Raw genomic sequence first — 26,502 nt, 5'->3', positions numbered from 1 at the left:
GCCGCCGTGCTGGAGGCGCGGCGCGACATCGGGCGCAGCTTTGTCGGAGCCACTGCAGTCGCTCCCACAGGCGGCGTCGGCTGGATCGAGAATGTGCCGACCGCGGCGCTCATCGGCGCGCCGCGGCAGGACTCGCCGCGCTCGCATCCGCGCCGCCGCCCAGCACGGTGTACAGCGCGACCCGGTTGCTGTCGTCCTGCAGGCGCAAGCCGATCAGGTCCTGCTGCGCGGCGTACAGCGAACGCTGCGCGTCCAGCACCTGCAGATAGTCGTCCACGCCGGCGCGGTAGCGCGCTTCGGCCAGCGCGTGGCTGCGCCGCACCGCGTCCACCAGCGCCCGTTGCGCGCTCAGCTGCGCGTCGAGGTGATCGCGCTGCGCCAGCGCATCGGCGACATCGCTGAAGGCGCTCTGGATGGCCTTCTCGTATTGCGCCACGGCGATGTTCTTGCCGATCCTGGAGACGTCCAGCGAGGCCTTCAGCGCACCGGCGTGGAAGATCGGCGCGGTGAGGTTGGGCACGAACGACCAGGTCCGCGCGCCGGCCGCGAACAGCGTGGACAGCGCATCGCTGCTGCGCCCGGTGGACGCGGTCAGGGTCACGGTCGGGAAGAACGCCGCGCGGGCGGCGCCGATGTCGGCGTTGGCCGCCTTCAGCGCATGTTCGGCGGCGAGCACGTCGGGGCGTTGCAGCAGCACCGCGGCATCCAACCGCGCCGGCACCGGCGCCAGCGCCACGCTGCCGTCGACCGCATCGGCGCCGGCCAGCAGCGCCGCGTCCACCGGCGCGCCGACCACCAGTTGCAGCGCGTCGCGGGCCTGCGCGAGCTGGGTGGCATCGCGCGCCACGTCGACGCGGGCCGCTTCCACACTGCTCTGGATCTGCGCCAGGTCCAGGCCGGAGCCGATGCCGTTGTCGTGCTGGGCACGGCTGCGCCTGAGCGTCTGCTCCTGGCTGTCCAGGGTCTGCTGCGCCAGGGCCAGCAGTTGCTGGTCGGCGCCGACCGCGAGCCAGTCGTCGGCGATCTGGCCGATCAGGCTCAGGCGCACGCTGCGCTGGGTTTCGGCACTGGCCAGCCAGGTTTCCAGCGCCTCGTTCTTCAGGCTGCGTACGCGACCGAACAGGTCCAGCTCCCAGCTGCTGATGCCGACCTGCAGGGTGTCGCTGCTGCCGATCTGCGCCTGCCCGGTGTCGCTGGCGCTGGCGCTGGTCCGCTGGCGGCTGCTGCTGGCATTGGCATCCAGCGTCGGCGCCAGCGCGGCGCGCTGGATCCGGTACTGCGCGCGCGCCTTGTCGATATCGAGCATGGCCACGCGCAGGTCGCGGTTGTTGTCCAGGCCCAGGGCGATGACCTGGCGCAGGCGCGGATCCAGGAATACCGCGCGCCAGTCCGGCAGCGCCGGTGCGGCGCTGTCGGCGCCGGGCGCGGCGGTGCCCGCGTTGCCGAACTGCAGCGGCACCGGCGCCGCCGGGCGCGCGTAGTGCGGGGCCATGCTGCACGCGGCCAGCGCCGCGCAGCAGGCCGCGGCCAGCAGGCGCAGCGAACGCGCACTCATGGCGTGGCCTCCTGCGGCAGACGCGCATGCCCGGGAACCACGCTGCGCACGATGACGTAGAACAAGGGCACGAAGAACAGGCCCAGGGTGATCGAGGCCAGCGTGCCGCCGGTGACGCCGGTGCCCAGCGAGTGGCGCGCGGCCGAGCCGGCACCGTGACTGAACACCAGCGGCAGCACGCCGAGCAGGAATGCCAGCGAGGTCATCAGGATCGGCCGCAGGCGCATCTGCACCGCATGCAGGGTGGCCGCCAGCAGGGGTTCGCCGCGATGTTCCAGCTCGCGCGCGAACTCGACGATCAGGATGCCGTTCTTGGCCGCCAGGCCGACCGTGGTCAGCAGGCCGACCTGGAAATACACGTCGTTCTGCAGGCCGCGCACGGTCATCAGCAGCGCCGCGCCGAACACGCCCACCGGCACCGCCAGCATCACCGCGAACGGGATCGTCCAGCTTTCGTACAGCGCCACCAGGCACAGGAACACGAACAGCAGCGAGATCGCGTACAGCGCCGGCGCCTGGTTGGCCGACAGCTTCTCCTGGTAGGCCATGTCCGACCACGCATAGCCGAAGCCATGCGGCAACTGCTTGCTCAGTTCGGCCATGGCGTCCATCGCCGCGCCGGAGCTGACGCCCGCCACCGCCTGGCCGGTGAGTTCCATCGCCGACACGCCGTTGTAGCGCTCCAGCGCGGCCGGCGCGCTGGTCCAGTGCGAGGTGGTGAAGGCGGACATCGGCACCATGTCGCCGCCGGCGTTGCGCACCGTCCAGCGCTGCAGATCCTGCGGTGCCATGCGCGCCTCGGCGTCACCCTGCACGTACACCTTCTTGATCCGACCCTTGTAGATGAAGTTGTTGACGAAGTCGCCGCCGAGCGCGCTGTTGAGCGTGGCGTTGATGTCGCCCGGGTCCACGCCCTGCGCTTGCGCCTTGTCGTCGTCGATCTTGACCGCATAGACCGGCGCGTCCTCCAGGCTGGCGTAGCGCACGTCGCGCAGCTTGGGATCATGCCCGGCCAGGCGCAGCAGCGTGTCGCGCGCGTTCACCAGGGCGGCGTGGCCGGCGCCTTCGTAGTCCATCAGTTCGAAGGTGAAGCCGGAGGCGTCGCCGAGGCCGCTGATGGCCGGCGGCGAGGTCACGAACAGCTCCGCGTCGGGCACGTCGGCCAAGGCCTTGTTGAGATGCGCGGCGATGGTGTCGGCATCGTCTTCGCGGTCGTCCCAGTCCTTGAGGCGGACGAAGGCCATGCCGACGTTCTGGCCGGCGCCGGTCACGCTGAAGCCGGCCGAGGACAGCACCGAGCGCACGCCCGGCTCGTGCAGCGCGGCCTTGGTCAGGCGGTCGGTCACCGCCATGGTCTGCTCCAGGGTGGAGCCGGCCGGCAGCTTGACCAGCACGTTGAGCATGCCCTCGTCCTCGTCGGGCAGGAACGCGCCGGGCAGGCGCCACAGCAGCACGCCGGTGACGACCAGCAGCAGCGCGTAGGCGAGCAGGCTCAGCGCGCGCCGGCCCAGCACCCGCTCGACCATTGCGCGGTAGCGCTCGGACAGCTGGCGGAAGCGCGTGTTGAACCAGACGAAGAACCAGCCGAGGCGGCCGTGCGAGCCGATCGGCGCCTCGCCCTGGTGCAGCGGCTTGAGGATGGTGACGCACAGCGCCGGGGTCAGGGTCATCGCCACCAGCACCGACAGGATCATCGAGGCGGCGATGGTGATCGAGAACTGCCGGTAGATGACCCCGGTGACGCCGTTGAAGAAGGCCATCGGCACGAACACCGCGGTCAGCACCAGCACGATGCCGACCAGCGCGCCGCCGATCTGCTGCATCGAGCGCAGCGTCGCCTCCTTCGGCGGCAGCCCTTCCTGGCTCATCACCCGCTCCACGTTCTCCACCACCACGATGGCGTCGTCCACCAGCAGGCCGATCGCCAGCACCATCGCGAACATGGTCAGGGTGTTGATCGAGTAGCCGAACGCGGCCAGCACGCCGAAGGTGCCCATCAGCACCACCGGCACGGCGATGGTCGGGACCAGCGTGGCGCGCCAGTTCTGCAGGAACAGGTACATCACCGCCACCACCAGCAGCACCGCTTCGATCAGGGTGATGACCACTTCCTTGATCGAGGTGGTCACGAACGGCGTGGTGCTGAAGGCGATGTGGTAGGTGTAGCCGTGCGGCCAGTACTGCTTGAGCTCCTGCAGGCGCGCGTCGATCGCCCTGGACGTTTCCACCGCGTTGGCGTCGGCGTTCAGCTCGATGCCGAGCGAGGCCGACGGCTTGCCGTTGAAGCGGGTGATGCTGTCGTAGGTTTCCGGGCCCAGGCCGATCCTGGCCACGTCGGACAGGTGCACCGCCGCGCCGCCGGGACCGCTCTTGAGCACGATCGCGCCGAACTGCGCCGGCGTGTGCAGGCGGCTGCGCGTGGTCACGGTCGCATCCAGGCGTTGCCCGCGCGGGGCCGGCTGGCCGCCGATCTCGCCGGCCGATACGTCGGTGTTCTGCGCCTGCAGCGCATTCTCCACGTCCGAGGGCATCAGCGCGTACTTGCGCAGCTTCTCCGGATCCAGCCAGATGCGCATGGCGTATTCCGAGCCCATCGGCTGGATGTTGCCCACGCCGCTGACCCGGCTGATCTGGTCGTCGATGTTCGATTCCATGTAGTTGGCGACATCGAAGTTGTCCATGCTGCCGTCGTCGGAAGTGAACGCCACCACCTCGAACAGCGAGCCGCTGGACTTGGTGATGACCAGGCCGTTCTGCTGCACCGCCTGCGGCAGCACCGACATCACCGACTGCAGCTGGTTCTGCACCTGTACCTGCGCGGTGTCGGCATTGGTGCCGGTCTCGAACACCAGGTTGACCTGCGCGGTCCCGTCCGAGGCGCTGGTCGAGGTCATGTACAGCAGGTGGTCCAGGCTCTGCTGCGACTGCTCGATCAGCTGGGTGACGGTATTCTCCATGGTCTGCGCCGAAGCGCCGGTGTAGGTGGCGCGCACGGTGATGGTCGGCGGCGCCATCTGCGGATAGCGCTCGACCGGCAGCGCATGGATGGCCAGCATGCCGACCAGGACGACGACGATGGCCATGACCCAGGCCACCACCGGATGATTGACGAAGAAACGCGACATGGCAGCTCCTCAGTCGGCCTGGGCGTCGCCCGACACCGCTGGCGCGGCCTCGAGCTGCGCGGCGCTGACCGCGTACGGCGTGACCGGCTTGCCGATCTCGGCGCGGCTGCCGTTGACCACGATCAGCCGTTCGCCCGGCTTGAGTCCGGCCTGCACCACCCAAGCGTGGCCGACCGTGTCGCCGGTGCGGATCCGGCGCTCCACGACCCGGTCGTGCGCGTCGAGCAGCTTCACCAGCGGCTCGCCCTTGGCATCGCGGGTCACCGCCTGCTGCGGCACCAGGATCGCGCCCGGGTCGCTGGCCAACGGCAGCAGCGCGCGCAGGTACATGCCGGGCAGCAGCAGGTGCTGCGGATTGGGCACGACCACGCGCAGGGTGACCCCGCCGGTGCCCGGATCGACCGCGGTGCCAACGAATTCCAGCGTGCCGGGATGCGGATAGAACCTGCCGTCCTCCAGCCGCACCCGCACCGAGACCTTGCCGTCGGTCGCCTTGATCCGGCCGGCATCGAGCTGCTCGCGCAGCGCCAGCAGCTGCGTGCTGGACTGGCTCACGTCCAGGTAGATCGGGTCCAGGCGCTGGATCCTGGTCAGCGCCGCGTCCTGCTGCGCGGTCACCAGCGCGCCGGCGGTATAGGCCGAGGTGCCGATGGTGCCGGAGATCGGCGCCGTCACCCGGGTGTAGTCGAGATTGATCCGCGCCGCCTGCAACGACGCCTGCGCCGCCACCACGTTGGCTTCGGCTTCCTTCAAGGCGGCCAGCGCATCGTCGGCATCCTGTTTGCTGGCCGCATCCAGAGCGACCAGGGTGCGGTAGCGCTCGGCCTTGGGCCGCGCCGCGAGCACCGCGGCCTGGGCCTGGGCGAGTTGCCCGCGGGCGGTGTCGTAGGCGGCCTGGTACGGCGCCGGATCGATCTGGTAGAGCACCTGCCCGGCCGCGACTTCCTGGCCCTCGGTGAACAGCCGCTTGCGCACCAGGCCGTTGACCTGCGGGCGCACGTCGGAGACGGCGTAGGCGACGGTGCGGCCGGGCAGGGTCTGCTCCACCGGCAAGGTCTGCGCGCTCGCCACGATGGTGCCGACCTCGACCGGCGCCGGCGTTTGCGCGGTGGACGAACACCCCGTCGCCATCGCGAGCGCAACAACGGATCCACAGAGAATGAAACAACGAGGCGCGGCGAAGGCGTCGAACATGGGCGTCGAAATCGAGGGGGCGGGAAGATCGAAGCGCGCAACGCTACACGAAATGTATTCCCGCGATATATCCCTGCGAAAACGGCAGTCAGCTGCCACTTCAACTTTCGTGCGCGCGCAGAAAGATTGGCGAAAGATTGGTGTTGCGGCGATACCTTCGTATCGCATCCGCATACGGATATTTCAGCGTGCGATGCGCGATAACGCGCGCCTGCCGATCGCGTGCAGGCACTATGTCATGCAACGGTCATGGCCACGCGTGGCCGCAGCCGTCGGTCGCGACGATGACGAACATCCGCAGGGGCGGCGGTACGGACGCTGCATGGTGCCGCCGATGCAATCGGCGGCGCAGCGTGGCGATCGGTGCGCATCGGAGATGGCACTTTTCCGGCAGCGACGTCGTGCACGACGCGCTGCCGCGTGCGCTCAGTCCTCGTCCGCGGCGGCCTCGCGGCCCTGCTGGCGGATGATCGCTTCCTGCCGCGCATCCTCGATCGAATCGCGTACCGCGCGCACGTCGGCACGATGGGTGTCGAACACGAAGCGGCCGCTGAGCGCGCTGTCCGGGCGTAGTTCGCCCTGCTCGTACAGCGCCCACATTTCCTCGCCGTAGTGGGTGGCGTTGAGCTCGGGCGCGGCGCGGCCCAGACAGTCGCGCAGGTTGTGCACGTCGCGCAGCAGCATGTCGCGCGCGGCGTTGTTGCCGGCGGCGCTGACCACCTGCGGGAAATCGATCACCACCGGGCCGGCGGCGGCGACCAGCACGTTGTATTCGGACAGGTCGCCGTGCACCAGGCCCAGGCACAGCATCTTCACCACGTCGCCGATCAATTGCATGTGGAACGCGCGCGCCTGCTCCGGCTCCAGCTCCACCTCGCCCAGCCGCGGCGCGCTCTGCCCGTCGGCATCGGTGACCAGGTCCATCAGCAGCACGCCGTGGAAGTAGCCGCGCGGCTGCGGCACGTGCACGCCGGCATCCACCAGCTGGTACAGGGTGTTGGCCTCGGTGTCCTTCCACGCGGCCTCCTGCTCGCGGCGGCCGAACTTGGTCGCCTTGCCCATCGCCCGCGCCTGGCGGCTGCCGCGCACCTTGCGGCCTTCCTGGTACTGCACACGCGCCTGGAAGCTGCGCTGCGCCATGTCCTTGTAGACCTTGGCGCACAGCACTTCGGCGCCGGCCTGGACCACGTACACGGCGGCCTCCTTGCCACTCTTGAGCGGGCGCAGCACGCTGTCGATGACGCCGTCCTCGATCAGCGGCTGCAGGCCCTGGGGGGTTTTCATCGGACGCGGGGGACCTTGAAGGGGAAAACCGGATTATGGCCCAACCTTGCGCGCATGCCGGGCGACAACTGCAGCATGGCCGGTCGCGGGCGGAGTAAAGTGGCAGCCGCGATCGCCGCCACGGCGGCCGCAGTCGGCAATCCACAACAGTGCAATCGTCCAGAGGGTGTCATGAGCAAGGGCATGGATCAGAAAAAGAGCGACAAGAAGCAGCCGACCAAGACGCTGAAGGAAAAGCGCGCGGCCAAGAAGGAAAAGAAGAAGTAACCGTCTTCCGGCGAGCGCGCACCGCGGGCTCGCCGGACGCCGGCCACGCGCCCCAGGAACCACCCGGCGCACAGCCGCGCTATCATCTCCGGCCGCAATGCAGTCGCCGCCGGAGACGAGATGAACCCGATCCGCCCGTTCCTGGACAAGACGCCGCAGCTGGGCGCACGCGTCTACGTGGACCCGGCCTGCACCCTCATCGGCGACGTGGTGCTCGACGAGGACGTGTCGGTGTGGCCGGGCACGGTGATCCGCGGCGACGTCAACCACGTGCGCATCGGCGCGCGCAGCAACATCCAGGACGGCAGCATCATCCACGTCAGCCACCACAGCCCGTTCAACACCGCCGGCTACCCGACCCTGATCGGCGCCGACGTGACCGTGGGCCACGGCACCATCATCCACGCCTGCACCATCGAGGACCTGTGCCTGATCGGCATGGGCGCGTGCATCCTCGACGGCGCCACGGTGAAGAAATACGGCTTCGTCGGCGCCGGCGCGGTGGTCGGGCCGGGCAAGACCGTCGGCGAGCGCGAACTGTGGCTGGGCAATCCGGCGCGGCTGGCGCGCACGCTCAGCGACAAGGAGGTCGAAAGCCTGCACTACTCCGCACAGCACTACGTGCGCTTGAAGGACCGCTACCTGGGCGCGGCCGCGCCGCCGCCGCAGTAAGCGGCGACGCGGCTACTGCGCCGCCAGCGCCAGCAGCGCGCGGCCGATCGGGCGCGGCGCCTCGCTGCGCAAGACCACGCTGGTGGTCACCGCGCCGAAGCGCGCCAACGCATCGATGATCGGCTCCAGCTGCGCCGGCGCCGGCACCAGCACCCGCAGCACGAAGCAGTCCTCGCCGGTGACCCGATGCACTTCCAGCACCTGCGGCATCTGCGCGAACTGCTCCAGGCAGGCGCCGATCTGCGCATGCGTGGTGCGCAGGCGGACGATGGCCGCCGTGGCCAGGCCCACCACGCGCGGATCGACCCGGGCCGCGTAACCGGTGATCACGCCCTGTTCCTCGAGCCGGCGCACGCGCTCGGACATCGCCGGCTGCGACAGGCCGATGCGCCGTCCCAGCTCCGCCAGCGCGATGCGGCCATCGCACTGCAGCGCCTCCAGAATCGCGTGATCCAGGGCATCGCCCTGCCAGGTTTTCGCGGCCACGCGGGTCGTCCTCTCGTCATGCGCCTTGGATTCATCGGCAAAAAGCCGCCAGCGGCGATGAATCGCCATGGCATGGCGACGCGCGCATCGCGACACTGGCTGCTCCCACCAACGGAGCGTAGCGCATGCAAGCGATGGTGATCGTGCCGGGCATCGGCAACTCGGGGCCGGGGCACTGGCAAACCCATTGGCAACGGCGCGACGCGCGCATGCGGCGGCTGCAGCCGGACTCCTTCGCGCAGCCGCAGCTGCACGATTGGCTGCGCGCGCTCGACCGCTGCGTGCAGCAATGCGCCACACCGCCGCTGCTGGTCGCGCACAGCCTGGGCTGCCTGCTGGTCGCGCACTGGGCCGCGCGCGCCACGCGGTTGCCGCGCGGCGCGTTCCTGGTCGCGGTTCCCGATCCGGACAGCGCCGCGTTTCCGCAGGCGCAGGCCGCCAGCTTCGTTCCCGTACCGGCGGCGCCGCTGCCGTTTCCCAGCCTGATCGTGGCCAGCAGCGACGATCCGTACGCAGCGCCGTCCTACAGCCGCCGTTGCGCATCCGACTGGGGCAGCGGACTGGTCGAACTCGACCGCCTGGGGCATCTCAATGCGGCCAGCGGCCTGGGCGAATGGCCGGGCGGCACGCAGTTGCTGGCCGCGTTCGACGCCGGCATCGGCCGCGCGCCGGTGCCGCGCGCCTGAGCGCTGCCGGCGCGCCGCGGGCACGCAGCCGGGACTGCGGACCCGCAACAGCCGCGCCGCCGGCGACTGGCGCGGCGTGGCGCTTTGCGCGACGGTGCGCGCCTGCGGCCTGGGAACGCCACTGAACTGCGCGCGGACATGCAGAAGGAAACCCGCGAGGAGAACACGCAGCGCAAGCAAGCCGGCGACGAGAGCGTGGACCTGGTCGGCTGGGCGGTACCGCCGCGCTACGCCGCCGCGACCAAGAAACCGTGCTGGGCGCGCGAACTGGCGTTCTGGCGGCCAGGGCCGGCCTGTTCGCCACGCTCGGCCTGATCCCGGCCCAGGCCTGGAAGCTGCTGGCGCTGGCCGGCGGCATCGGCAAGCGGTTCTCCGGGCGCAGACGCGACGGCGGCACGCGGCGTTGAGTCGGCCGCACGCCGCGCCGGCCACGCCGTGGTCGGCGCCGTAACGACCTTCCGTATCGGCGCGGCAGCGGCGCGCGGCTGGGCAATTGGCGCCGCGCCGGCTAAAGTCGCGGTTCGGAGCAGGACGCAGTCGAGATCACGCATGCCGCCACAGGCAGCCGGCCGGCCGGAAGAACGGCCGCCCCACATCGCAGGCGCGCAGGCGCACCGCGCCGCAACCCGGCGATGAGCGGCATGCTCGACACCTACCGCGAAGTGATCACGCCCGAAGGCGTGCCGCTGCAGTTGCCGGCCGCCGGCGCGGTGCCGCGCGCGCTGGCCTGGCTGATCGACCTGGCGGTGCGCTTCGGCGTGCTGACCGTGATGGGCATGCTGCTCGGCGCGCTCGGCGGCTTCGGCCAGGGCCTGTACCTGGTGGCGATGTTCCTGGTGTTCTGGGCCTACCCGATCGTGCTCGAAGGCGGGTTCGGGCAGACCCTGGGCAAGAAGGCGCTGGGCCTGCGCGTGGTCGCGCGCGATGGCGCGCCGGCCGGGTGGATGGCGGCGATCACCCGCAACCTGCTGCGCAGCGTGGACATGCTGCCGTTCGGCTACGCCATCGGCCTGATCGCCTGCCTGTTCGACGCGCATGCGCGGCGCCTGGGCGACATGGTCGCCGGCACCCTGGTGATCCACCAGGCGCCGCGCCACGCGGCGGCGCTGCCGCCGATCGCCAGCGCCGTGGCGCCGCCGCGCCGCCTGCTGCCGGCCGAGCAGGCGGCGTTAATCGCCTTCGCCGAGCGCGCGCCGCGGCTGGCCCCGGCACGGCAGCTGGAACTGGCCACGCTGGCGCTGCCGTTGACGCAGACGCCCGGCCAGGCCGGCGTGCTGCGGCTGTATGCGATGGCCAACTGGCTGCTGGGGCGGCGATGAGGCAGGAGCAGTTCATCGCCCGCCACCAGCACGAGTGGCAGGCCTTCGAGACCTGGCTGCAGACGCATGGACGCAAGCCCGCCGCGAACGCGCCGGACGCCGCCGCAGACCCTGCACGGCTCGCCGACGAGGACATGCCGGCCCGCTACCGGCGGCTGTGTCAGCAGCTGGCGCTGGCGCGCAAGCGCGGCTACAGCCCGCTGGTCACTGCGCGCCTGCAGCAGCTGATGCAGCAGGGCCACACCGCGCTGTACCGGCCGCCGCGGCCGCGCTGGCGGCGTGCGGCCGCGTTCCTGTTCGCCGATTTCCCGCAGCTGGTGCGCAGCCAGGCCGGCTGCATGGCCGCGGCCACGGCGCTGTTCGTGGTACCGCTGGTCGCCATCTTCGTGCTGCTGCAGTACCGGCCGGAACTGATCCACGGGCTGATGGATCCGCTGCAGGTCGCGCAGATGGAGCGGATGTACGACCCGGCCGCGACCGCACACAAGCTCGGCCGCGACAGCGGCGACGACTGGCAGATGTTCGGCCACTACATCATGCACAACATCAGCATCGGCCTGCGCACCTTCGCCAGCGGCCTGCTGGCCGGGCTCGGCACGGTGTTGGTGCTGCTGTTCAACGGCGTCACCATCGGCGCGGTGGCCGGGCACCTGCACCAGATCGGTTACGGGGTCACGTTCTGGCGCTTCGTCGCCGGGCATGCGCCGTTCGAGCTGACCGCGATCGTGATCGCCGGCGGCGCCGGCCTGCAGCTGGGCCTGAAGCTGCTGGCGCCGGGCCGGCGCCGGCGCATCGATGCCTTGGTCGAAGGCGGCATCATCGGCGCCAGGCTATGCCTGGGCGTGGCGGCGATGCTGCTGGTCGCCGCCTTCATCGAGGCGTTCTGGTCCTCGATCAGCGCGTTGCCGGCGGCGGTGAAGTACGGCGTGTCCGGCCTGCTGTGGACGCTGGTGCTGGTGTGGCTGTGGCGCGGCGGACGCGGCACCGCGGAGGCCGGCGATGCGGATTGAGCGGCTGGACGTGGTGCTGCGCGCGCGCTCGGCCTGGGAGACGATGGAGCTGGGCAGCGCGCTGGTGCGCCGCCATGCCGGCGCGATCTGGAAACCGTGGCTGCTGTTCACCGTGCCGCTGTTCGCGCTGCTCAATCTCGGCGCCTGGGCGATCGACCAACTTTGGCTGGCCAGCCTGGCGCTGTGGTGGCTGAAGCCGGTGCTGGACCGGATCGCGCTGTTCGTGATCGCGCGCGGCGTGTTCGGCGACGTGCCGCGCGTGCGCGACACGCTGCGCGCGCAATGGGGCTGGGGCTGGGGCACGCTGTTCGGCTACCTGACCTGGCGCCGGCTGAGTCCGGCGCGCAGCGTGTTCATGCCGCTGGAACTGCTCGAAGGCGCCAGCGCCGAGCAGCAGCGGCAGCGCCGCCGCAGCCTGGGCGGGGCGGTGTACGGACACGCGCTGCTGCTGGCCAGCGTGTGCTGGCATTTCGAGGCGATGCTGTGCCTGGCCTGCATCGCCGCGATCCTGATGTTCGTGCCGGTGGAGCTGCTGCCGGAAACGCTGCGCGCGGCCTGGGCGCTGATCGGCGAGGAGAACCCGGTGTGGGCCGACATCGGCCTGAACGCCTTCGGCTGGCTGGCGATGACGCTGATCGAACCGTTCTTCGTCGGCGCCGGCTTCGGCCTGTACCTCAACCGCCGCACCGAGCTCGAAGCCTGGGACGTGGAAATGGCGCTGCGCCGGCTGCGCGAGCGGCTGGTCGGCACCGCGCCGCTGCTGCTGGCCGTGCTCCTGCTCGGCGCACCGGGCGCGGCGCTGCGCGCGCAAACCGCGGCGCCGGGCGCCGACGACAACGCCGTCGCGGCCGCGCCGCATGCGCGCCCCGAGCCGGTCGCGCTCGACGATGTCTTCGACACCGTGCCCGCCGCCGACGCGCGCTTCGATCGCGCGGCAGATCGCGCCTACGCCGATCCGTTGCTGTCGGGCAAGCGCAGCATCGGCTACTGGAAGAAGCGCGACCGCAACGACGACGACGAGAAGAAGCCCGATCCCGCCAAGACCGATCTGCGCTTCGGCAAGGGCGTGCTGGCGAGCGTGGCGGCGGTGTTCGCGTTCGTCGGCGAATGGGGCATGTGGCTGCTGGCCGGCATGCTGGTGCTGGTCCTGCTGCTGACCGCCAGGCACTGGCTGCCGTGGATGCGCGGCAGCCTGCGCCAGCGTGCCGCGGTCGAAACGCCGGTGGCGCATGCGCCGGTGCTGAGCGCCGCGCCGCTGCCGGACGACGTCGCCACCATCGCGCGCCGGCTGTGGCGCGAGGGCCGGCAGCGCGGCGCGCTGGCGCTGCTATACCGCGCCAGCGTGGCGACCGTGTGCGAACGCGCCCACCTGGTGCTGCCGCCCGGCGCCACCGAAGCGCAATGCCTGCGTGCCTCCAAACGCCTGCCGGAAGAAGCCGACCGCAGCCTGTTCGCACGCATGGTGCGCACCTGGCAATACGCCGCCTACGCCGGGCGCCTGCCCGACGACGCCGCCTTCGCCGGCCTGCTCGACGAGCTGCAGCAGCAGTACCGGTGGCGCGCATGAACAGCGGCACCCGCAATGCGCTGATCTTCCTGCTCGGGCTGCTGGTGACCAGCGTGCTGGCGGCCTGGTTCCTGGGCCGCTACGAACGCGCCGGGCGCGAGCTGGCACTGCCGCCGCGCGGCGAGGCGGCGTACAACCCGCTGTACGCATTGCGCCAGACCCTGCGCGCCGACGGCGTGCGCGCCGAATCGCGGCAGCGCCTGGACCTGGCGGCGATGCGCCTGCAGCCGCACGACAGCGTGCTGCTGTTCGGCGACCCGCGCGCGCTGGGCAAGCCCGACAGCGATGCGCTGCTGGCCTGGGTCGAGCGCGGCGGCCACCTGATCCTGCGCACGCCGGCTACCGACGACGACAAGGCCAAGCTGCCGATCTTCGATGCGCTCGATGTCGACCTCGAAAAAGGCAAGCCGGACGACTGCCTGAAGCTGGCCATTCCCGGACAGCCCGAGCACAGCGAGTTCTGCAACGGCCGCCGTTTCCAGATCGACGAGGACGCGGCGAGCAATCTGTGGGGCAGCAGCGAGGACTACGCCTACGCGCGCCTGCCGTACGGCGACGGCAACGTGGACCTGCTGGCGGAAATGGATTTCCTCGAGAACGGCAGCAACGGCGGCGACCGCTTGCGCGACGACGCGCTGGACGCGCCGCCCGCCCCGCCGAGCGGCGGCCTGCGCGACGTACCGCATCGCCTGCTGGCGCGGCAGATCCTGGCGCCCAACTACGGCCACGGCACCGTCTACCTGATCTACTCCGCCGAGCTGCCGTCGCTGTGGCGCACGCTGTTCACCCGCGGCTGGCCGGCCTGGCTGCCGGCGCTGCTGATGCTGCTGGCCTGGTTGTGGTCGCGCACGCAGCGCTTCGGCCCGCTGCTGGCCTCGCCGGCCGGCGACCGCCGCTCGCTGCTGGAACACGTGCGCGCCAGCGGCGAACACCTGTTCCGCTACGGCAAGGCCGCGTTGCTGTACACGGCGATGCGCCAGGCGTTCCTGACCCGGCTGCGGCGCCGTGCGCCGCTGGCCGCGGCGCTGCAGGGCGCTGCGCAGGCCGCGGCCATCGCCGAGCGCCTGAACCTGTCGCCGGCCCAGGTCGAACAGACGCTGCAAGCGCCAGCGCCCAAGCAACACGCCGCCTTCCGCGATCGCATTCGCCTCCTCGTCCAGATGAGAAACCAGTTATGACCACCGCCCCCGCCGAATCCGTCGCCCCCCTCACCGGCCCCGCCCTGATCGAACGCGTCGAGGCGATCCGCGACGCCGTCGGCCAGGCCTTCATCGGCCAGCCGGAGGTGCTCGAGCAGATCCTGATCGCGCTGCTGGCCGGCGGCCACGTGCTGATCGAAGGCGTGCCCGGGCTGGGCAAGACCCTGCTGGTGCGCGCGCTGGCGCAGGCGCTGGAACTGAACTACGCGCGCGTGCAGTTCACTCCCGACCTGATGCCCAGCGACGTCAGCGGCCATGCCGTATACGACCCCAAGACCGAGAGCTTCAAGATCCGCCGCGGGCCGGTGTTCACCCACCTGCTGCTCGCCGACGAGATCAACCGCGCCCCGGCCAAGACCCAGTCGGCGCTGCTGGAGGTGATGCAGGAAGGCCAGGTCACCATCGAGGGCAAGGCCTTCCCGCTGGCGCCGCCGTTCCTGGCCCTGGCCACGCAGAATCCGGTCGAGCAGGAAGGCACCTATCCGCTGCCGGAAGCGCAGCTGGACCGCTTCCTGCTGAAGATCCTGATCGACTATCCGCAGCTCGAAGACGAGAAGCGGATGGTGGAAGCGGTCACCACCGGGCGCAGCGCCGGCGACTTCGACCTGTCGCAGGTGCCGCGCGTGCTCAGCGCCGCCGACGTGGTGGCGATGCAGCTGGGCACCGCGGCGATCGCGGTGGACCCGCAGGTGATCGACTACGCGGTGCGCATCGTCGCCGCCACCCGCCGCTGGCCGGGCATCGCGCTCGGCGCCGGCCCGCGCGGCAGCATCGCGCTGATCCGCGCCGCGCGCGCGCAGGCGGTGCTGTCCGGCCGCGACTTCGTCACCCCCGACGACATCCGCGACATCGCCAAGCCGGCGCTGCGCCACCGCATCGCCCTGGCCCCGGAACTGCAGATCGAAGGCCAGCGCGCCGACGACGCGCTGGGCGCGCTGCTGGCGAAGGTGGAGGCGCCGCGGAAATGAGCCGGGAATGGGGAATCGGGAATGGGGAATCGGAAAAGCCCGCAATGCCGGCATTGCCCGATCGCATCCGGACGGCTGCCAGTGCGGCCTTGAGTGCACGCGCCGCGCTGTTGCGATTCCCCATTCCCGATTCCCCATTCCCGGCCACTCACCCATGAGACCCGCCCCGCTCCTGCTCGCCCTGCTCGGCCTGTGGGCGCTGTGCGGCCTGGCCACGGCGCTGGCGTTCCTGCCACTGTGGTCGTGGCAGGCGCTGGGTGCGGCGATCGGCGTGGTCGCCGCGATCGATGCATGGCGGCTGTGGCGCAGCCCCACCCCGCAGCTGCGCCGCGAACTGCCCGAGGCCTTGCCGCTGGGCCTGGAACGCGAGGCTGGGCTGCGCATCGACAGCGCGCAGCGGCAGACGCTGGACGTGTTCGACCTGGTGCCCAGCGGCTGGTGGATGCAGGGCCTGCCGCGGCGCGTCACGCTGCGCGCGGCCAGCGAAACCCACCTCACTTACCGGCTGCGCCCGACCGCGCGCGGCCGCTTCGACTTCCCCGGCACGCACCTGCGCCTGCACTCGGCCTGGCGCCTGTGGCGGCAGCGGCGCGTGGCCGGCGCGGCGCAGACCGTGCGCGTGTATCCGAACTTCGCGCCGCTGACCCGCTTCGCCCTGTTCAGCGCCGAACAGGCCTCGCGGCTGGTCGGCGCGCACCTGAAGCGGCGCCGCGGCGAAGGCACCGACTTCCACCAGATGCGCGAATACCGCGTTGGCGACAGCCTGCGCCAGATCGACTGGAAGGCCACCTCGCGCGCGCGCAAGCTGATCTCGCGCGAATACCAGGACGAGAAGAACCAACAGTTGCTGATGCTGATCGACACCGGGCGGCGGATGCTGGCCAGCGAAAGCGGCCTGTCGCATTTCGACCACGTGCTCAACGCCGCGCTGGTGGTGTCGTACCTGGCGCTGCGCCAGGGCGATGCGGTGGGCCTGATGGCCAGCGGCGGCGATGCGCGCTGGGTCGCGCCGCAGCGCGGCATGGGCACCGTCGATGCGCTGCTGCGCGCCAGCTACGACCTGCAGCCGCAGGCGGTGGCCACCGACTACCTGGCCGCGGCCACCGAACTGTCGCTGCGCCAGCGCCGGCGTTCGCTGGTGATGCTGGTCAGCAACGTGCGCGACGAAGACATCGAGGACCTGCTCGCCGCGGTGCGGCTGCTGCAGCGCCGGCACCTGGTGTGCGTGGCCAGCCTGCGCGAGCGTGCGTTGGACCAGGCGCTGAGCCAGGACGTGCACGACCTGCAGCAAGCCGTGCAGGCCGGCGCGGTGGCGCGGTATCTGCAACAACGCGGCGACGCCCACGACGCGCTGCGCAGCCACGGCGTGATGGTGCTCGACGTCACCGGCGAGGAACTGCCGGGCGCGCTGGTGGAACGCTATCTCGCGGTCAAGCGCGATGGATTGTTGTAGCGTGGCGCCCTGCTTCGATCCGCATCGCCCGCGCTGCGCTCGTCTTTCAATCGCTGCAGTCAGCGCGCAGAGGTGTACCGCCCTTCCTGGGTCTTGACCTCGCGTTCGCAGGCGGTCAACAGCTGCGGCGCGTGCCCATCCGCAGCAGCGCGGCCTTCTTGGATCGCGTCATCGGTTTCCTTCCTCGCGGACCACAGCACGCGACGATGCCTGGTTGCCGCCGCGGGACGGAAATCGCCGGCACCGCGCAGGCCCATTGCTGCGCATCGTCTCTCGCCAGAGCGCGCAGCGCGGCGGCTTCCGCGCGACGCGCGTAAAGCACCGGTTCATCGCCGACAAGCGCAACCGCACAGGCCGCGTGATAACGTGGCCAATGGCCCTGCGTGCGGCGCAAAAGGTTGCGAATGCAACCCTTTGCGACCCACCGAGCCGCCCGCTTCCGCCAGCACTCCGCCCGCCTTCCGACCGCACGACATCCCCATGCCCGACTATCGCTCCAAGACCTCCACCCACGGCCGCAACATGGCCGGCGCACGCGCGCTGTGGCGCGCCACCGGCATGCAGGATGCCGACTTCCACAAGCCGATCATCGCCATCGCCAATTCCTTCACCCAGTTCGTGCCCGGCCACGTGCACCTGAAGGATCTGGGCCAGCTGGTCGCGCGCGAGATCGAGCGCGTCGGCGGCGTGGCCAAGGAATTCGACACCATCGCCGTGGACGACGGCATCGCCATGGGCCACGACGGCATGCTGTATTCGCTGCCCAGCCGCGAGATCATCGCCGACTCGGTGGAGTACATGGTCAACGCGCACTGCGCCGATGCGCTGGTGTGCATCTCCAATTGCGACAAGATCACCCCCGGCATGCTGATGGCCGCGCTGCGCCTCAACATCCCCACCGTGTTCGTGTCCGGCGGGCCGATGGAAGCGGGCAAGACCAAGCTCGCCGACCACAACCTGGACCTGATCGACGCGATGGTGATCGCCGCCGACCCCACCGCCTCCGACGAAAAGGTCGCCGCCTTCGAACGCAGCGCCTGCCCCACCTGCGGCTCGTGCTCGGGCATGTTCACCGCCAATTCGATGAACTGCCTGACCGAAGCGCTGGGCCTGGCCCTGCCCGGCAACGGCACCGTGGTCGCCACCCATGCCGACCGCGAACAGCTGTTCCTGAAGGCCGGGCGCACCGCGGTGGAACTGTGCCACCGCTGGTACGGCGCCGAAGACCCCACCGCGCTGCCGCGCGGCATCGCCACCTTCGCAGCGTTCGAGAACGCGATGACCCTGGACATCGCGATGGGCGGCTCCACCAACACCATCCTGCACCTGCTCGCCGCCGCGCAGGAAGGCGAAGTGCCGTTCACCCTGCGCGACATCGACCGCCTGTCGCGGCACGTGCCGCAGCTGTGCAAGGTCGCGCCGAACATCCAGAAGTACCACATCGAGGACGTGCACCGCGCCGGCGGCATCCTCGCCATCCTCGGCGAACTGGCGCGCGGCGGCCTGCTGCATACCGAGCAGGCCACCGTGCACAGCCGCACCCTCGCCGACGCCATCGCGCAGTGGGACATCACCCAGACCGACGACGACGCCGTGCACACCTTCTACAAGGCCGGCCCGGCCGGCATCCCGACCCAGATCGCCTTCAGCCAGGCCACGCGCTGGCCGACCCTGGACGCCGACCGCCAAGCCGGCTGCATCCGCGACGTCGCCCATGCCTACTCGCAGGAAGGCGGGCTGGCGGTGCTGTACGGCAACATCGCCCTCGACGGCTGCGTGGTCAAGACCGCCGGTGTGGACGAATCGATCCACGTGTTCGAAGGCAACGCCAAGGTGTTCGAGAGCCAGGATTCGGCGGTCAAGGGCATCCTCGCCGACGAAGTGAAGGCCGGCGACGTGGTGGTGATCCGCTACGAAGGCCCCAAGGGCGGCCCCGGCATGCAGGAGATGCTGTACCCCACCTCGTATCTGAAGTCCAAGGGCCTGGGCAAGCAATGCGCCCTGCTCACCGACGGCCGCTTCTCCGGCGGCACCTCCGGCCTGTCGATCGGCCACGCCTCGCCGGAAGCGGCCGCCGGCGGTGCCATCGGCCTGGTCCGCGACGGCGACAGGATCCTGATCGACATCCCCAACCGCCGCATCGACCTGCTGGTCGACGACGCCGAACTGGCCGCGCGCCGCACCGCGCAGGACGCGCAAGGCTGGAAGCCGGTGGAAGTGCGCCCACGCAAGGTCACCACCGCGCTGAAGGCGTATGCGCTACTGGCGACCAGCGCCGACAAGGGTGCGGTGCGCGACAAGGCGATGCTGGACGGCTGAGGCGTTCGACGATGGCCGTGGCCGACGCATCGGTGTCGCCGCCGTCATCGGCGACAACCGCCCCTCGCCGGTCCGGATGCCTTCGCCGCCCATCGAGTGCTCGCACACCTTACCGCTGCCCGCCGCAACATCGTGCGTGCACTCGGCGCGCCCGCTCCAGCTGCGCCAGCAACGCGTCGCGCAGGGGCAGCGGCAGCGTCGTGCGACGATCCCTGCCGCCCCTGCCATCGCACACGGCGATCTCGCCCCTCGCGAAATCACGTCCTCGATCAGCAGGCAGACGCATTCCATCAATCGCATCCCGGTGCCTTGCAGCAACGACGCCATCAGGCCATGGCGTCCATGCAGCTGCACCAGCAACCCCGCCACTTCATCTTTCATCCGAAGGCAATACTGGCTGCCTTTCCTGTCCTGGCGCATCTGCGGGTCGCGCTCGCCATTGAGGTTCTTGGTCGAGCCGGGCGCGGCAATGATCGTGGCATCCACGATCGTGCCGCCGCACAGCTCCGCCCCTTCGATTGATCCGTTGATCAATTGCGGCAGGGCAGGATCCGTTGCTCGCAGCCTGCATGCTCGAGTTTGTAGATGGCGTCATATTGCACTTGAATGGGATGAGTACGACATCACGGTAACCCGGCTTCTGCGCGTACATAATAACCACGCGTTTCTGGCAAGCACCCGCGAAAACGCGCGGGTAAACAAAGTACCCTGTGCCTTATATGCACCGATGAAAATCTGAAAAGTTCGGCCGCGCCCTTCGTACCTGACGCGAGAATACATTGCTTGCAAGATTATCCAGATCAATGGCGCTACGAGCCCGATGTGTAAACAAAGCGCGATGTTCTGTCGTTATAGTGCAAATGCGCTGAAGTGGACGAACGTCAGAATCTCAGTGGCGGGCAATCGCCGTCTGGTCTTCCATGAAAACCTGTCGCATAAGTTGCTTACCCAAGAACGTTTCAGTACCAGAATTTTCCTTTTCATCAGAGGCATTGTATGCAAACCCGTTTCAACGGTTGGCCTGCACAGGTGCTCGATGCGAACGATGTAAAAGCCGTCGTGCGGGATGTCGGCAGGTATGGATTCGCGATCGTCCGCGACCAATGGCGATTCGATGCGCACGACTTCGAGCGGCTGGCAGCGCTCTATCATCTGGGGCCGATGTATCAGTCCGATTTCAACCGTCGAGTGCACATGGAAGGCATGTCGCCGTCGGGCATGAACCAGGTCGGCGGTTTAACGAGTGGCCGACATGATGTATTCAACGGCACGTCGAGCGCGGCGTTGCATACCGACGGTTCCTACCTGCCCATTGGCACGATCAAGACCTCGGTCCTCCTGTGCAAGCAGCATGCGCCCAGCGGCGGCGAATCGATCCTGTTCGACAGCCTGTCGGCATTTCGGGCGCTTGCCCGACATCATCCAGAGCTCGCCCAGTGCCTGCTGGCCCCGAACGCGTTCCGGCGCAGATCGACCGATCCGCGTTTGGACAGACAATATGAGCGCATCGGCCCGGTGTTCCTCGCCGGAGAAGACGGCGCGATCGTTGGTGGCTTCACGCTCGACGTGACCGCGGATTGGGACTATTCGCGCCGCATGGATCCCCGAGTGCTTGAGGCGGTGGCGTACTTGACGCGCCTCGCCGATCCGCAGAGCGGTTACACACTGAGCTTCGCGCTTCAAAAAGGACAGGCATTGATCCTGCGCAATGACCAGCTTTCACACGGACGAAGCGTCTACGTCGACGATCCGGCCAACCCGCGCGTTCTGCTGCGAGGCCTCTTTCTATCCGCTCCGCGCGCGTGCGCCATGCAGCAAGCGCCCGCTCGCGCTTCGGTTGCCCAAGCATGACATCAGACTCCGCACAGATGGCTGAGGCATCGTTGCCGCTGTTGGCATCCCGATGGTCCTTATGGATGTCGCACCCCGCGAGCGGGCTTGCGACGCGCATTCGCAGCGATCTTGCGCCGTACGCCATCGGCGACGACATGGCTTCGTCCATCGTCGAATTCGTACGCGAATATCGGAACGCCGGAAGACGCTGGAGCAGCAGGGGACTGCGAGGCGACGAAGTAATGGCGCCGCTGCTCGGCCTGGCGGATAGCTCGGCAGAGATGTTCGAATTCATCCGCGCGCAGATCGCGCAAGCCGAGCACAACAAATGGGTGGGCGGCAGCCTGCACGATGAGGTCGCCTCGGCACAGATGCAGTACAAAAGATTCGTCATCGTATCGACGCCGCGCTCTGGCACCCACCTGCTGCGTACGCTGCTCGGCTCGCATCCATGCATCGAGATGCACGGCGAAGCATTCAATCGGTTCGGCCAACACCTTCTGCCGTATTCTGTACAGAACAGTACAGCACAGCAGATTCTCGAGCGGCATCTATTTCGACCGTACTTTGAGTATGTAGAAGCGGTCGGCTTTGTGCTCTTTCGCGATCTCGACACCGAGTGGGCAGGCGTCAATGTATGGGAGACGCTGGCCGACCTGGGGGATCTGAAGATCGTCCTGCTGGATCGACGCAACCGCCTGGCGCAGCTAGTGTCGCTCAAAAAAAGTCTTCTCGATCATGTCTGGTACGTCGGCCGTGACGATAAGAGATGGCGGGAACAGATCAGTCTGTCCATTTCGCGCGACGAACTCGTCGACTTCATCGACCGCGATCTTGCCAATCGCGCAGAATTCCTTGAACGCTTCGATCGCCACGAGATCTTCCCGATCGAATACGAGGATCTGCTTACCAAACCAGCATCCGTGCATGCCAAGTTGCTCGCCTTCCTGGGCGTGTCGTCCGCGCGGCTCCAGCCGGGAACAGGAAAAAAAGAGACATCTTCGGTTTCGTCAACGGTCGATAACAACGATCAATTGAGATCTGAACTTAAGGGGACGCGCTATGAATGCTATATCTAGGTCGCGCCGCTATTGGCCGCCGTACACGCCCTTGAACGCCGAGGATTGCAGACCCAGAATCGTTCGGGGCGAAGGCGTTCATCTCTACGACGATACGGGCCGACGTTATCTGGACGGCATATCGGGCAGCTATAACCACTGCCTCGGCCATTCTCACCCGGCGCTGGTCGAGACGGTCAAACGGCAGATGGATACGCTTGTCCACGCCTGCAACATTGGTTTGAGCACGGTGCTGCCGGAGGCGCTTGCAGAACGGCTCGGCGATGAGTTGGCACCAGCCGGACTCGCACATACATTCCTAGTGGGCAGCGGCAGCGAGGGCGTCGAAGCCGCACTGAAGATGGCGTGGCAGTATCAAATCGGTCGCAACCATCCGCAGCGGACGCGGGTGGTGGCCATCGACGGCGCCTACCATGGCTGCACGCTCGGCGCGATGCTCGCCACGCGACGTTCCTTCATCAACGAAGGTGCATTGCCATTTGTCGCCACCTGTTCGATGACGATGCCACCACCGCGGAGCCTCGACGACTTGCGGACATGGGAAGCGCTTCTTGCCGAACATGGATCGACTGTGGCGGCGCTCATCATCGAGCCCGTTATGGCCATGGCGGGGACACGTCAGTTTCCGGACGGATTTTTGCAGGCCCTGTCATCGCTCGCCAGGACATACGACATTCCTTTAATTTGCGATGAAGTCTATTGTGGAATCGGACGCACCGGCACTGTGTGCGAGTCGGTCTCTCAGGGCGCGAATCCAGACATCGTCATTTTCAGTAAAAGCCTCGGCGGCGGCTTCCCGATCACTGCCGTGATGGCCACGGCCAAGATCGCCGACAGCTTCGCCGCACACCCCATCCCGCTTTTCCGGCATGGACATACACAGTCCGGCAACCTGCTGGGTTGCCGCGCCGCATTGTTCGTTCTCGACCACCTGCATGCCCAGCGCTGCTATGAAAGCGTCAGAACGAAGGGCGCGCGTTTGCTGCAGGCAATTCGTGAGAAGTTGCCGGCGATGGGCAATGTCGTGAGTGCGCAAGGAAAAGGGTTGATGCTGTCGATCACGTTCGATTCGTCGGAGGCATGCAGCCGCGTGCAACTCGACGCGCGTCGGCATGGGTTGATCATTGGCGCTGCGGATCGACATCTCAAGCTCGCACCGCCTTTCACGATAGACGACGATGCAATCGACGAGCTGACGCAACGGCTTATCCATGCGATAGGCAGCGCGTCGCACCACTGACTCTTTCTTTTCAGGCGAGGAAAAACATGACCTCTGGATACTTCGCGCTCGAGCAGATTTCGGGAGGAACGCTCCATGATGCGCCGTTCGACTGGGGGGAATTGCAGCAGATATGGCGTAACGATGCGCTGGCGCACAGACTTGCGAGTGAATTTCCGACAGAAGGATTCAACTTTCGGGAACGTAACGGCGGGCATTTTTATCGACGTACCATTGTTCCGCTGGGTTCGCTCGGCGTCGACGAGCCGGCCACGTTATCGGATGCATGGAGGGCGATGTGCGAAGAGCTTGCGTCGGACGCGTTCAGGGCGGCCATGGCTGCTTTCTGCGGAACGGACCTGACAGAATTTCCGATGGAGGCCGTTGCTTTTCGCGGAGGACAAGACGCGTACTACCTGCCACATGTCGATGCATCGTTGCGCCGAGGTTTTCGCCTGATTGTCTATTTCAACGCCCATTGGCAGCGCGACTGGGGTGGATTGCTGCGTATTCTCGATCCTCGGAATCATGGTGAAGTTCACCATGTCGTGGTGCCAACTGTCGGAAACGCTACGGTGATCATTCGCGATGGCTATTACGAAGACACTTGGCATGAAGTGACGCGATTGGCCGCAACAGGGGGCATCACTCGCAACACGCTCAACGTCACCTACTATGAACCAGGGACGACAAGCACAGCTCAGTGAGGCGACGATGAGCCTCTACGGCGGGAGAAAGCTCGTGATGCTTTACGGTCCACCCGCCGTCGGAAAATTGACCGTCGGGAAGGAACTCGCGAAGCAGCTGTCCGCGAGCCTTTTCCATAACCATCTGACTTACGATCTCGCCACCGAGTTACTAGCCGCCGATAGCAGTTTCGAGACTCGCAGGCGCTTTGCATGCCAACTGAGACTCAGTGCGATGGCGTTACTGCTCGAGTCCGACCATCGCGACGTAATTACGACGTTCTGCTATAGCGGTCCCGAGGACGATTGGTATGTCGATGCGCTCCAAGCGCTGTGCGCAGACCACCGGACGACGCCGTGCTTTGTTCGGCTGAAGGCACCTGACGAGCGCCTCATCGACAGAGTGGAAAACGCCGACCGACGCGCATTCGGAAAGGTCAACAGCCGTGCCAATCTTGCTGCAATTCTGCGGGAATTCGCGTATATGGCTCCGCTCAGGTCGGATAACCATATCTGCATCGATACGTCTGAGCTTTTGCCACACGATGCCGCTACTGCGATTGTGGAATGGAGCGGCGGAGCATCCTCAAACTTGTAACGCCAAAGCCTGCCCTGGCGCGCCGCGCACGCATTGTTTTACTGGCCGTCGATGGCGTTACCGACGCACAGATTGTTCGGCAGTGCGATATCAGTCGGCCTGGTCCGCGACGGCGACAAGCACCTGATCGACATCCCCAACCGCAGCATCGATCCGCTGATCGACGTGGAAGTGCGACCGCCACCGCGCTGAAGGCGTACGCGCTGCTGGCGACCAGCGCCGGCAAGGGCGCGGTGCGCGACAAGGCGATGCTGGACGGCTGAGGCGTTGGCGCTGGCCGTGGCCAACGCATCGGCGTCGCCGCCGTCATCGGCGACAACCGCCCCTCGCCGGTCTGGATGCCTTCGCCGCCCATCGAGTGCTCGCACACCAAAGTCTTCATCACGTTCTGGAATTGCACTGTGGGAGGAACTTTAGTCCCGACGCGCGAAAAGGAAGCGCCTGCAGCGGCGTCCTTTCATGGCGATCGCATCAACCACCGTCAACGCCCGCACCAATCCCATCCAGCGGGCTGCGCACCGCCGACGCCCCGCGCCCCGGCGCATGCGTGTAGATCTGCGTGGTGGCCACATCCTTGTGGCCAACAATTCCTGCACGGTGCGGATAGCGTGGCCGGCCTCCAGCAGGTGCGTGGCGCCGGCCCACACCGTCGGCCAGATCCGCCGCGTGCAGCAGTAGCGCCCGGTCGCGTTGCCGCAGCAGCGCCGCGCGCAGACTGGTCTGCAGCGGCACGCGCCGATCCTTGCCGCCCTTGCCGTCGCGCACCACGATCTCCCCGCGCCCCGGATCCACATCCTTGGTTCGCAGTCGCAGGCATTCAAGCAAGCGCATGCCACTGCCGTAGAGCCGTCCGGCCGTCAGCCAGCAAGGCCCCTCCAGGGCGACTAGCAAGCGTGCGACCTCCTCGAGCAAGAGCACCATCGGACAGCGGCGCATCTTCGCCGGACAAGCATCACTTGCGCTGGATCGTCTGCACCTTGTTCGCGTCGTCGCGCGGCTTGTCGCCGTTTTCGGGCTTCGGCCCCGCGTCGTCGTCGGCGCCATCGACGTCGCCGTCGCGCCGACCATTCTGCACCGGCGTGAGCATTTGCAGCGGCTGGCCTTCGTAGCGGAATTGCAGCGCGTCCTGCAATTGCCGCAGTTTCTCCACCTGGGCGCACAGCGCGTCGGCCTTGGCTTCGATCGCTTCTCTTTGCGCCTCGAGCTTGGCGTCCAGTTCATCGCCCATTTTGTCGGCGCGTTCGTCCATTGCATCGGAGCGGCCCGCGACCATCCGCCAAAGAATGTGGCGCGCGATGCTGCCCTTGAATTCTTCGGCTTCATCTTCGACGTACTTCTCGAAGTTGCCATCGAACGCGTCTTGGTCCCAGCGCCCCTTGCCGAGGGTGCCATCGACGTAACCGTTCGCACGCTTGCGCAGCCGCTCGATCTTGCGTGCGTTGAGCCAACTGCCGGTCATCACCTCGACGACACCGCCGAGCGCATCGTAGCTGACGTCGACCACAGCATGCGCAACATCGGCGACCTGCGGCATCAGCACACGGGCTTCCTTCTCCATTTCCCGCAGCCGTTGCGCATCGCCAGCGCCGACTTGCCGCACCTTGTGGTCGACACTCAGTTCGCCGTTGTGGAAGAAGACCTCGCGTGGCGAACCGCTGTCGCGGTACAGCCAGATGCCGCCGCCGTCGGCAAGCACGTTGAACTGCGTGCTCAGGCCGCACTGGTGCGAGGATACCTGCAGGCGATGGTGCTGCTTGCCGCCTTCACCGGCTTGCGCATGTACGCTGCGAGCGGCGAGCAGCAACAGGCTGAGCAGCAAGGACGTGCGCATGGGCGAAGCTGGCGTGGTGAAATTGTCATGCAGTTTCGCCGCAGCCACTGCGTGCGGTCGCGTGTCGAAAGTCACTGCGGAAGGGCGCTCTCAAGAAGCAAGTGCAACACGCGATTCGAATTTGAGGATCCCGCGCTCTTCGCTCGCCTTGC

General features: G+C 67.9%; 24 protein-coding genes and 2 pseudogenes. 17 read left to right on the top strand and 9 right to left on the bottom strand.

Going from position 1 to position 26,502, the window contains the following annotated elements:
• Nucleotides 1–109 precede the first annotated feature (109 nt).
• The 4 genes from FZ025_RS11060 to FZ025_RS11045 form a co-directional block, all read right to left on the bottom strand.
• Nucleotides 110–1,555, bottom strand: coding sequence for an efflux transporter outer membrane subunit (locus FZ025_RS11060; protein WP_046977610.1), 1,446 nt, complete (start codon nt 1,553–1,555; stop codon nt 110–112).
• Complete coding sequence (locus FZ025_RS11055; protein ID WP_046977611.1) at nt 1,552–4,680, bottom strand: efflux RND transporter permease subunit; 3,129 nt, start codon at nt 4,678–4,680, stop codon at nt 1,552–1,554. Before FZ025_RS11055 ends, FZ025_RS11060 begins: the two co-directional genes overlap by 4 nt.
• A gap of 9 nt (nt 4,681–4,689) precedes the next feature.
• Nucleotides 4,690–5,874, bottom strand: coding sequence for an efflux RND transporter periplasmic adaptor subunit (locus FZ025_RS11050; RefSeq protein WP_484606967.1), 1,185 nt, complete (start codon nt 5,872–5,874; stop codon nt 4,690–4,692).
• A gap of 426 nt (nt 5,875–6,300) precedes the next feature.
• Nucleotides 6,301–7,158: a PA4780 family RIO1-like protein kinase gene (locus tag FZ025_RS11045; RefSeq protein ID WP_046977613.1), complete on the bottom strand. Its 858-nt coding sequence runs from the start codon at nt 7,156–7,158 to the stop codon at nt 6,301–6,303.
• 75 nt (nt 7,159–7,233) lie between these two features.
• Here FZ025_RS11045 and FZ025_RS21850 point away from each other — a divergent pair, with 75 nt between their 5' ends.
• A complete protein-coding gene (locus tag FZ025_RS21850) occupies nt 7,234–7,425 on the top strand; it encodes a hypothetical protein (protein WP_386269819.1) in 192 nt (63 codons plus the stop codon).
• A 120-nt stretch (nt 7,426–7,545) separates the two neighbouring features.
• On the top strand, nt 7,546–8,097 hold the full coding sequence (locus FZ025_RS11035; protein ID WP_046977615.1) for a gamma carbonic anhydrase family protein: 552 nt from the start codon (nt 7,546–7,548) through the stop codon (nt 8,095–8,097).
• Nucleotides 8,098–8,109: 12 nt separating this feature from the next.
• Here the strand turns inward: FZ025_RS11035 and FZ025_RS11030 are convergent, their stop codons facing one another.
• Nucleotides 8,110–8,583: an Lrp/AsnC family transcriptional regulator gene (locus FZ025_RS11030; RefSeq protein WP_046977626.1), complete on the bottom strand. Its 474-nt coding sequence runs from the start codon at nt 8,581–8,583 to the stop codon at nt 8,110–8,112.
• A 125-nt stretch (nt 8,584–8,708) separates the two neighbouring features.
• Here FZ025_RS11030 and FZ025_RS11025 point away from each other — a divergent pair, with 125 nt between their 5' ends.
• From FZ025_RS11025 to FZ025_RS10990, 8 genes are all read left to right on the top strand, one after another.
• The gene (locus tag FZ025_RS11025; RefSeq protein ID WP_046977616.1) at nt 8,709–9,269 is read left to right on the top strand and encodes an RBBP9/YdeN family alpha/beta hydrolase; all 561 of its coding nucleotides are present in this window, start codon (nt 8,709–8,711) and stop codon (nt 9,267–9,269) included.
• Nucleotides 9,270–9,407: 138 nt separating this feature from the next.
• On the top strand, nt 9,408–9,584 hold the full coding sequence (locus tag FZ025_RS11020; protein ID WP_244292354.1) for a DUF2167 domain-containing protein: 177 nt from the start codon (nt 9,408–9,410) through the stop codon (nt 9,582–9,584).
• 317 nt (nt 9,585–9,901) lie between these two features.
• The gene (locus FZ025_RS11015; RefSeq protein ID WP_046977618.1) at nt 9,902–10,588 is read left to right on the top strand and encodes an RDD family protein; all 687 of its coding nucleotides are present in this window, start codon (nt 9,902–9,904) and stop codon (nt 10,586–10,588) included.
• Entirely contained in the window at nt 10,585–11,598 is a 1,014-nt protein-coding gene (locus FZ025_RS11010; RefSeq protein WP_046977619.1) for a stage II sporulation protein M, read from the top strand. The genes FZ025_RS11015 and FZ025_RS11010 overlap by 4 nt, the downstream gene beginning before the upstream one ends.
• The gene (locus tag FZ025_RS11005; protein ID WP_046977620.1) at nt 11,588–13,165 is read left to right on the top strand and encodes a hypothetical protein; all 1,578 of its coding nucleotides are present in this window, start codon (nt 11,588–11,590) and stop codon (nt 13,163–13,165) included. The genes FZ025_RS11010 and FZ025_RS11005 overlap by 11 nt, the downstream gene beginning before the upstream one ends.
• A complete protein-coding gene (locus tag FZ025_RS11000) occupies nt 13,162–14,343 on the top strand; it encodes a DUF4350 domain-containing protein (RefSeq protein ID WP_104558484.1) in 1,182 nt (393 codons plus the stop codon). Before FZ025_RS11005 ends, FZ025_RS11000 begins: the two co-directional genes overlap by 4 nt.
• Nucleotides 14,340–15,332: an AAA family ATPase gene (locus FZ025_RS10995; RefSeq protein WP_104558449.1), complete on the top strand. Its 993-nt coding sequence runs from the start codon at nt 14,340–14,342 to the stop codon at nt 15,330–15,332. The genes FZ025_RS11000 and FZ025_RS10995 overlap by 4 nt, the downstream gene beginning before the upstream one ends.
• A gap of 154 nt (nt 15,333–15,486) precedes the next feature.
• On the top strand, nt 15,487–16,785 hold the full coding sequence (locus FZ025_RS10990; RefSeq protein ID WP_046979939.1) for a DUF58 domain-containing protein: 1,299 nt from the start codon (nt 15,487–15,489) through the stop codon (nt 16,783–16,785).
• 59 nt (nt 16,786–16,844) lie between these two features.
• On the opposite strand, the gene FZ025_RS10985 is transcribed toward FZ025_RS10990, so the two are convergent.
• A complete protein-coding gene (locus FZ025_RS10985; RefSeq protein ID WP_046979938.1) occupies nt 16,845–17,042 on the bottom strand; it encodes a hypothetical protein in 198 nt (65 codons plus the stop codon).
• A 223-nt stretch (nt 17,043–17,265) separates the two neighbouring features.
• Between FZ025_RS10985 and ilvD the strand changes: the two genes are divergently transcribed.
• Entirely contained in the window at nt 17,266–19,104 is a 1,839-nt protein-coding gene (gene ilvD / locus FZ025_RS10980) for a dihydroxy-acid dehydratase (RefSeq protein WP_046979937.1), read from the top strand.
• Nucleotides 19,105–19,458: 354 nt separating this feature from the next.
• Here ilvD and FZ025_RS22900 read toward each other — a convergent pair.
• Nucleotides 19,459–19,626, bottom strand: a pseudogene (locus FZ025_RS22900) (IS5/IS1182 family transposase); the annotation flags it as partial.
• A gap of 474 nt (nt 19,627–20,100) precedes the next feature.
• On the opposite strand from FZ025_RS22900, the gene FZ025_RS10970 reads away from it, so the two are divergent.
• Genes FZ025_RS10970 through FZ025_RS21845 form a run of 6 tightly spaced genes read left to right on the top strand, consistent with a single transcriptional unit; the run spans nt 20,101 to nt 24,711 of the window.
• On the top strand, nt 20,101–20,955 hold the full coding sequence (locus tag FZ025_RS10970; protein WP_046979935.1) for a TauD/TfdA family dioxygenase: 855 nt from the start codon (nt 20,101–20,103) through the stop codon (nt 20,953–20,955).
• 17 nt (nt 20,956–20,972) lie between these two features.
• Complete coding sequence (locus FZ025_RS10965; RefSeq protein ID WP_046979934.1) at nt 20,973–22,016, top strand: Stf0 family sulfotransferase; 1,044 nt, start codon at nt 20,973–20,975, stop codon at nt 22,014–22,016.
• A 31-nt stretch (nt 22,017–22,047) separates the two neighbouring features.
• Nucleotides 22,048–23,256, top strand: coding sequence for an aminotransferase family protein (locus FZ025_RS10960; protein ID WP_104558450.1), 1,209 nt, complete (start codon nt 22,048–22,050; stop codon nt 23,254–23,256).
• Nucleotides 23,257–23,282: 26 nt separating this feature from the next.
• Complete coding sequence (locus tag FZ025_RS10955) at nt 23,283–23,942, top strand: 2OG-Fe(II) oxygenase (RefSeq protein WP_104558451.1); 660 nt, start codon at nt 23,283–23,285, stop codon at nt 23,940–23,942.
• A gap of 7 nt (nt 23,943–23,949) precedes the next feature.
• Nucleotides 23,950–24,519, top strand: a complete 570-nt coding sequence (locus FZ025_RS10950) for an RNase adapter RapZ (RefSeq protein ID WP_046979932.1) — start codon at nt 23,950–23,952, stop codon at nt 24,517–24,519.
• 51 nt (nt 24,520–24,570) lie between these two features.
• A complete protein-coding gene (locus tag FZ025_RS21845) occupies nt 24,571–24,711 on the top strand; it encodes a hypothetical protein (protein WP_167523856.1) in 141 nt (46 codons plus the stop codon).
• 279 nt (nt 24,712–24,990) lie between these two features.
• Here the strand turns inward: FZ025_RS21845 and FZ025_RS10945 are convergent.
• Together FZ025_RS10945 and FZ025_RS10940 are read right to left on the bottom strand one after the other, a co-directional pair.
• Nucleotides 24,991–25,452 (bottom strand): annotated as a pseudogene (locus FZ025_RS10945) (tyrosine-type recombinase/integrase); the annotation flags it as partial.
• A gap of 19 nt (nt 25,453–25,471) precedes the next feature.
• Complete coding sequence (locus tag FZ025_RS10940; protein WP_244292353.1) at nt 25,472–26,425, bottom strand: DUF2884 family protein; 954 nt, start codon at nt 26,423–26,425, stop codon at nt 25,472–25,474.
• Between the last annotated feature and the right edge of the window lie 77 nt (nt 26,426–26,502).

It is taken from the genome of Xanthomonas hyacinthi (assembly GCF_009769165.1).
Lineage (GTDB): Bacteria > Pseudomonadota > Gammaproteobacteria > Xanthomonadales > Xanthomonadaceae > Xanthomonas_A > Xanthomonas_A hyacinthi.
Note: the sequence above shows the minus strand (reverse complement) of the source record. Positions and strands in the feature narration are given on the sequence as shown.

Bases quoted from the DNA above. Each gene is read 5' to 3' on its own strand.
- FZ025_RS11025 (WP_046977616.1), top strand. From the start codon at position 8,709: ATGCAAGCGATGGTGATCGTGCCGGGCATCGGCAACTCGGGGCCGGGG.
- FZ025_RS10985 (WP_046979938.1), bottom strand. From the start codon at position 17,042: ATGGGCCTGCGCGGTGCCGGCGATTTCCGTCCCGCGGCGGCAACCAGG.
- ilvD (WP_046979937.1), top strand. From the start codon at position 17,266: ATGCCCGACTATCGCTCCAAGACCTCCACCCACGGCCGCAACATGGCC.
- FZ025_RS11000 (WP_104558484.1), top strand. From the start codon at position 13,162: ATGAACAGCGGCACCCGCAATGCGCTGATCTTCCTGCTCGGGCTGCTG.
- FZ025_RS21845 (WP_167523856.1), top strand. From the start codon at position 24,571: ATGGCGTTACCGACGCACAGATTGTTCGGCAGTGCGATATCAGTCGGC.
- FZ025_RS11020 (WP_244292354.1), top strand. From the start codon at position 9,408: ATGCAGAAGGAAACCCGCGAGGAGAACACGCAGCGCAAGCAAGCCGGC.
- FZ025_RS10950 (WP_046979932.1), top strand. From the start codon at position 23,950: ATGAGCCTCTACGGCGGGAGAAAGCTCGTGATGCTTTACGGTCCACCC.
- FZ025_RS11045 (WP_046977613.1), bottom strand. From the start codon at position 7,158: ATGAAAACCCCCCAGGGCCTGCAGCCGCTGATCGAGGACGGCGTCATC.
- FZ025_RS10965 (WP_046979934.1), top strand. From the start codon at position 20,973: ATGGCTGAGGCATCGTTGCCGCTGTTGGCATCCCGATGGTCCTTATGG.
- FZ025_RS11010 (WP_046977619.1), top strand. From the start codon at position 10,585: ATGAGGCAGGAGCAGTTCATCGCCCGCCACCAGCACGAGTGGCAGGCC.
- FZ025_RS11055 (WP_046977611.1), bottom strand. From the start codon at position 4,680: ATGTCGCGTTTCTTCGTCAATCATCCGGTGGTGGCCTGGGTCATGGCC.
- FZ025_RS11050 (WP_484606967.1), bottom strand. From the start codon at position 5,874: ATGTTCGACGCCTTCGCCGCGCCTCGTTGTTTCATTCTCTGTGGATCC.
- FZ025_RS11005 (WP_046977620.1), top strand. From the start codon at position 11,588: ATGCGGATTGAGCGGCTGGACGTGGTGCTGCGCGCGCGCTCGGCCTGG.
- FZ025_RS10995 (WP_104558449.1), top strand. From the start codon at position 14,340: ATGACCACCGCCCCCGCCGAATCCGTCGCCCCCCTCACCGGCCCCGCC.
- FZ025_RS21850 (WP_386269819.1), top strand. From the start codon at position 7,234: ATGGCCGGTCGCGGGCGGAGTAAAGTGGCAGCCGCGATCGCCGCCACG.
- FZ025_RS10970 (WP_046979935.1), top strand. From the start codon at position 20,101: ATGCAAACCCGTTTCAACGGTTGGCCTGCACAGGTGCTCGATGCGAAC.
- FZ025_RS11035 (WP_046977615.1), top strand. From the start codon at position 7,546: ATGAACCCGATCCGCCCGTTCCTGGACAAGACGCCGCAGCTGGGCGCA.
- FZ025_RS11060 (WP_046977610.1), bottom strand. From the start codon at position 1,555: ATGAGTGCGCGTTCGCTGCGCCTGCTGGCCGCGGCCTGCTGCGCGGCG.
- FZ025_RS11015 (WP_046977618.1), top strand. From the start codon at position 9,902: ATGAGCGGCATGCTCGACACCTACCGCGAAGTGATCACGCCCGAAGGC.
- FZ025_RS10990 (WP_046979939.1), top strand. From the start codon at position 15,487: ATGAGACCCGCCCCGCTCCTGCTCGCCCTGCTCGGCCTGTGGGCGCTG.
- FZ025_RS10955 (WP_104558451.1), top strand. From the start codon at position 23,283: ATGACCTCTGGATACTTCGCGCTCGAGCAGATTTCGGGAGGAACGCTC.